The sequence below is a fragment of the Microbacterium umsixpiens genome (genome assembly GCF_053543675.1).
This window is the reverse complement of sequence record NZ_JBLVOH010000006.1, coordinates 1-5,866: the sequence shown is the minus strand read 5'-3', so window position 1 is coordinate 5,866 and position 5,866 is coordinate 1. Positions and strand designations below refer to the sequence as shown.

Annotated in this window: 5 protein-coding genes and 1 pseudogene; all 6 read left to right on the top strand. The window is 69.7% G+C overall.

Annotated elements, in window-relative coordinates; all coding sequences use genetic code 11:
- Positions 1-93 precede the first annotated feature (93 nt).
- Positions 94-1,194 (top strand): AAA family ATPase, encoded by a 1,101-nt coding sequence (locus ACNPM4_RS00730; RefSeq protein WP_448984362.1) that lies wholly within the window; start codon positions 94-96, stop codon positions 1,192-1,194.
- 8 nt (positions 1,195-1,202) lie between these two features.
- Positions 1,203-2,090, top strand: coding sequence for a DUF58 domain-containing protein (locus ACNPM4_RS00725; protein WP_372467831.1), 888 nt, complete (start codon positions 1,203-1,205; stop codon positions 2,088-2,090).
- Positions 2,077-2,565, top strand: coding sequence for a hypothetical protein (locus tag ACNPM4_RS00720; protein ID WP_167633059.1), 489 nt, complete (start codon positions 2,077-2,079; stop codon positions 2,563-2,565). The genes ACNPM4_RS00725 and ACNPM4_RS00720 overlap by 14 nt, the downstream gene beginning before the upstream one ends.
- Complete coding sequence (locus ACNPM4_RS00715; RefSeq protein WP_372467830.1) at positions 2,556-3,542, top strand: vWA domain-containing protein; 987 nt, start codon at positions 2,556-2,558, stop codon at positions 3,540-3,542. Before ACNPM4_RS00720 ends, ACNPM4_RS00715 begins: the two co-directional genes overlap by 10 nt.
- Complete coding sequence (locus ACNPM4_RS00710) at positions 3,539-4,588, top strand: VWA domain-containing protein (protein WP_448984361.1); 1,050 nt, start codon at positions 3,539-3,541, stop codon at positions 4,586-4,588. Before ACNPM4_RS00715 ends, ACNPM4_RS00710 begins: the two co-directional genes overlap by 4 nt.
- A gap of 247 nt (positions 4,589-4,835) precedes the next feature.
- Positions 4,836-5,866, top strand: a pseudogene (locus ACNPM4_RS00705) (PKD domain-containing protein); the annotation flags it as partial.

Here is a 5,866-nt window from a genome sequence, read left to right as displayed (position 1 = left end):
GCGGTGCGGGTGGGTCGGGCTGGGAACGGCGCGGACGGATGCGATTACGCTGGTCCGCGGGGGGACGCGCCGCGCTCCTCAGGAGGAGAGAGCATGCATGACCTGAACGCCGCATCCCCGTATCCGGCCGCGCCTCCGCCCCCGCCCGCCCCGGCGCGCACTCCCGACCCCGCACCCACGTCGGCACCCGCGTCGGCACCCGCGAACGGCGCTCCGACGGATGCCGAGATGGCACGGGCGACCGAGGTCCTGCGCATCATCTCCACCTCATACTCGGCGAAGATGGTCGGTCAGGAGCGGCTGCGCACGAGCCTGCTCGTGTCGCTCATCGCCGGCGGGCACATCCTGCTCGAGAGCGTCCCCGGCCTTGCCAAGACCACCGCGGCCAGCACTCTCGCCGACACCGTGAAGGCGCAGTTCAAGCGCATCCAGTGCACCCCCGACCTGCTGCCGAGCGACATCACGGGCAACCAGATCTACGACGCCGCGACGGGCTCGTTCCGCACCGTGCTCGGTCCGGTGCACGCGAACTTCGTGCTGCTGGATGAGATCAACCGCTCCAGCGCCAAGACGCAGAGCGCGATGCTCGAGGCGATGCAGGAGCACCAGACCACCATCGGCGGCGAGATCCACCACCTGCCGAAGCCGTTCCTCGTGATCGCCACGCAGAACCCGATCGAGCAGGAGGGCACGTACGAGCTGCCCGAGGCGCAGATGGACCGCTTCCTGCTCAAGGAGATCGTCGAATACCCGAGCCCGGCCGAGGAGCTCGAGGTGCTCAGCCGCATCGACTCCGGCGTGCTCGACCCGGATCGGCATGTGACCAGCGCCGTGAGTCTCGACGACGTGCGCCTGCTGCAGGACGTCGCGAGCCGCATCTACGTCGACCCCGCGATCCGCAACTACATCGTGTCGATCGCCTACGTGACCCGGAACCCGGCGCCGTACATCGGCGAGGAGCGCGCCCGCTTCATCAAGTACGGTGCGAGCCCGCGTGCGAGCATCGCCTTCCTGCAGGCGTCCAGGGCGCTGGCCCTGCTGAAGGGCCGCTCCCACGTGCTGCCCGAAGACATCCGCGAACTGCGCCACCTGGTGCTCCGCCACCGCGTGCTGCTGACCTTCGAGGCGGATGCCGAGGGTGTCCGCAGCGAGGAGATCATCGACCAGATCTTCGCGTCGGTCCCCACCCCCTGACCCCTCCGATGCCCAGCCTGATCACGCAGGTGAAGAGCAAGCTCTTCATCCACTCGACGCGCAAGTCGCTGCACGCGCTCGACGGCGCCTACGCGTCGCTCCTGCACGGGCGCAGCCTCGACTTCGAAGACCTGCGCAAGTACGAGTACGGCGATCAGGTGCGCGACATCGACTGGCGGGCGACCGCGCGGCTGGGCACCCCGCTCGTCAAACGCTCCCGCGCGACCCGCATGCACACGGTGCTGTTCGTGGTCGACACGGGCCGCTCGATGTCGGCCCTCGCCGCCGACGAGCGATCGAAGAAGGAGCTGGCGATCCTCGCGACGGGGGCGCTCGGCGTGCTCACGCTGCGCCACGGCGACGACTTCAGCACCGTCTACGGCGATGCGGCGAAGGTGCGGCGTCTCGCGCCCGGCCGCAGCGAGGGCGCGCTCGAACACGCCCTGCGCACGATCGACCGGGCGATCGACGACAGCTCGGCGCCCAGCGACCGCGACGCCCTGCTCTCATTCGTGACCCGCACGATCTCCCGCCGAATGATCGTGGTCGTCATCACCGACGAGGCCCCGGTGACGAGCGAGACCGAGCGGATGCTGCGCCGCCTGCGCGTGCAGCACGACGTGCTCTGGCTCACCCTGCGTGACGCCGACCCCGTGCTGGATCACGCCACCGGACGCATCCGCAGCGATGCGGACAGCCGCTGGCAGGTGCCGGACTTCGTGCAGGGCGACCGTGCCATCGTGCAGGAGCTGACCGCGCAGCACGATGCCGACGCGGCGCGCCGGGATGAGCTCCTCACCCGCCTCGAGATCAGCCACTCCTCCCTCGACGGGCAGGACGACGCCGTCGCGCAGCTGCTGCAGCTGCTGAACCGGAGGTCGAATGCCCGGCTCTGAAGAGCTCTACCCGCCGGCGCAGTACGGCTGGGGATGGATGCTGCTCGCGATCGGCATCCTCGTTCTCCTGGTGCTCGGCGCCTGGCTGCTCATCGTGCTCACGCGGCCGCGGCGCACGCTCCCCGTGGATGAGGCCGCCGGGCATCCGCCGCTGATCATCGACGTGCTGTCGCAGCTGCGCACCGAGTACATGGGTCGCATCCAGCAGATCGAGAACGAGTACCGCGAGAGCCGACTCAGTGCCCGGCAGGCGAACCTCGAACTGAGCCGCGTCGTCCGCACCTTCGTGAACGAGTACAGCGGCCTCGAGGCCCCGGTACTCGCGCTCGACGACCTCGTGGCGCGGGGCGTGCATCCTGCCCTGATCGACGCCATGGGCAGGCACTACTACCCCAGCATCTTCCGTCCGGGGCCGGCCATCGATCCGATCGCGGGCGCCGAGGCCGCACGAACGGTGGTGCGGGCGTGGCACTAGCGAACGTGTGGATGCTGGTCGCCGCGGTCGCCGTCGTCCTGGTCGCCGTCACGGTCGGCCTGATCCTCGGGCTGCGGCGGAGCGGAGGTGGTCGCGGCGGCGACACGGCGCGCGTCGCTCGCGCCGAGCGCCTGCGCGCACTGCCGACGTTCCGTCGAGCGCTGGCGCGGCGGGCTCTCGCGCTGTCGGGCATCCTGGCTCTGGGCGCGGTGACGGCTATCGTGGCGGGCGTCGTGGCCGCTCGGCCGATGTCGGCCCAGACCATCCAGCCGGTCAACACGAGCCGCGACATCATGCTGTGCCTCGACGTCTCCGGCTCGATGTCCGAGGTCGACGTCGAGGTGCTGACGGTCTTCGAAGAGCTGCTCGACGACTTCGAGGGCGAGCGGATCGGGCTGACGATCTTCAACAGCTCCCCGGTGCAGATCTTCCCGCTGACCGACGACTACGACTTCATCCGCGAGCACCTGGAGAGCATGACCCGGAGCTTCGACTACGTCGACCAGATCCCCGAACACTGGGTCGGCACCCTCAACGGCGACGGCGCCTCCCTGATCGGAGACGGCCTCGCCGCCTGCACGATGGGGTTCGACCGTCCGGGTGACGATCGTTCGCGGTCGGTGATCTTCGCGACCGACAACGAGGTCAACGGCGCCTCCATCGTCACGCTCGACGAGGCGGCGGCGTATGCGGCCTCGAAGGAGGTGCGGGTGTTCGCGCTGAATCCCGTGCAGGGCAAGGATGCCGACGTCAGCGCGGAGCTCTCCGCCGCGGCCGAGTCCACCGGCGGGGCCGCATTCGGCCTGCGCGACACGACGACTGTCTCCGACATCGTCGAGCAGGTGCAGGAGCAGGAGGCGACCGAGCTGCGCGGCGAGGCGCAGGTGGTCTGGACGGACGCCCCGAATCTCTGGATCGCGGTGCTCTCGGTCTGTCTCCTCGGCTTCGTCGTGGTGCTGTGGAGGGTGCGACTGTGATCTTCCAGCCCGTGCTGAACCCGCTGCTGATCCTGCTGCTGTGCGCCCCGGTCGCCGCACTCGCGATCTGGGTCCTGGTGCGACCGCCCCGGACCGCCGGAGGGGCGCCTGCCGACACGCGCACGGTCGCCGGACACCGCGCGCTGTGGGCGATGCGCCTGGTGCTGGTGCTCGCCTGCGCCGCGCTGCTGCTGCGCCCCGGTATCCCGGGAGGCGCGACCCAGACGCTCGCGACCGACACCGACATCGTGCTCGTCGTCGACACGACCGCGAGCATCGTGGCCGAGGACTGGGACGAGGGCGAACCGCGGCTCGACGGCATCCGTGAAGACGTGCGCACGCTCGTCGAGGAGTACCCAGGAGCACGCTTCGCGCTCATCACCTCGGATGCGGCGGCCGAGCTGAGGATGCCGCTGACCACCGACACCACGGCACTCATGGGATCGCTGGAAGTGCTGCGGCCCGAAGTGACGAGTCAGTCGCGCGGGAGCTCGATCGGCATCGCGGCACCCCTGCTGACCGAGACCCTCGCGTCGGCGGCGGAATCATCGCCCGACCGCTCGCGGATGGTGTTCTACTTCGGCGACGGCGAGCAGACGGTCGACAGCGAGCCCGAGTCGTTCAGCTCGAGCGAGAAGTACACCGACGCAGGGGCCGTGTTCGGCTACGGCACTGCGGAGGGCGGGCCGATGCGCATCACGACGGGCGGGCTCGCCGAGGGCGGTGCCGAGTACATCCAGTACGAGGGGGCCGATGCGCTCTCCGTGATCGACGAGACGAACCTGGAGGCCATCGCCGACCAGCTCGGCGTGGAGTACGAGCATCGGACCGCAGAGGCCGCCCCCGTGCTGCCGGAGGCGCCGGCCACCACGACCAACTACGCAGAGTCGGGAGAGGTCGGCAACGTGATGGAGCTGTACTGGATCGCGGCGCTGATCATCCTCCTCATCCTGGGCATCGAGCTCACGCGCGCGACGATGCTCATCGCGAAGCTCCGGCAGCTGCGCCCGACGCGGCAGCGGCCTCCCGGTGGCTCCGGGCAGTAGCACCGATCGCCTCACGCTCGACGCGACCACCGGGGCCGTGCGCGATCCGGTATGAAGGTGCGGGATCCGTGGCGCTCCCGTCCGCCGGTCCGTATCGTTTTACCTGCCACGGGCTACCTGTCCGGGCATAGGTTCGTCGTCTCGGATCGACCGTGCCGCAGGCTCGTGGGGAAGCCGGCTCGGTGGGAACGCGCGGCGATGTCATGTCGGCCTGAAGGGCCGGCATCTATCTCTGGGGAACGAATACATGGGGAACATCTTTGCGCTGAAGCGCGCCCGGAAAGCGGCCATCGGCGCCGCCGTCGGGGCCCTGGTCGCCGCCGGCCTGGTCTCATCCGGTGGCGGAGCGGCGGTGGCCGAGACCTCACCTCCACCGCTGCTGCAACGCGACGACAACGTCGTCACGTCAGATCCGATTCCGACGGTCCAGATCGACAACGGCTACGTCTGGGCGCAGACGACCATCGGCTCCACGGTCTACGCCGTCGGCAAGTTCGACAACGCCCGCGAACCGAAAGCCGCGCCCGGCACCGCCCTCACCGCGCGGTCGAACGTGCTCGCCTACGACATCCAGACCGGGGCGCTGCTGCCGTTCGCACCGAAGGTCAACGGGGTCATCAAGGCCGTCGCCGCGTCACCGGACGGCAGCCGCATCTACATCGGCGGCTCCTTCAACTCCGTCAACGGCAAAGACCGCTGGAACATCGCCGCCCTCGACCCCACGACGGGCGAACTGGTGCCGGGCTTCATCCCGTCGATCGGCGGATCGGGCGTCTACGCCCTGGCGACCTCGGGCACGAGCGTCTACGCCGGTGGGCTGTTCACGCAGGGCAACCGCACCGCGCGGAAGAACCTCGCCGCCTTCGACGCCTCCAACGGCACGCTCCTGCCCTGGGCGCCGACGACTGACCAGCAGGTCGACGCGATGGTGATGGACCCCGCGGGGGCGGACACCATCATCGGCGGACGCTTCTCGCAGGTCAGCGGCAACACCGCCCTGCGCGGCATCGGAGCGGTCGACAAGGCCACCGGCGCAGTGGACACCGCCTGGCAGACACCGTCGGCGATCAACAACGTCCGGGCCACCCGTTCCACGGGGCGAACGGGAATCTTCGGTCTCGCCACCGACGCGACGGGCGTCTACGGCACCGCCTGGTCCTACGGGGCCGTAAAGCCGACCAACCTGGAAGGGGCTTTCGCTGCCGAAGCCGGGACCGGCAAGCTCCGCTGGGTGGCCGACTGCCTCGGTGATCACTACGGCGTCTACTCCACCGGCGA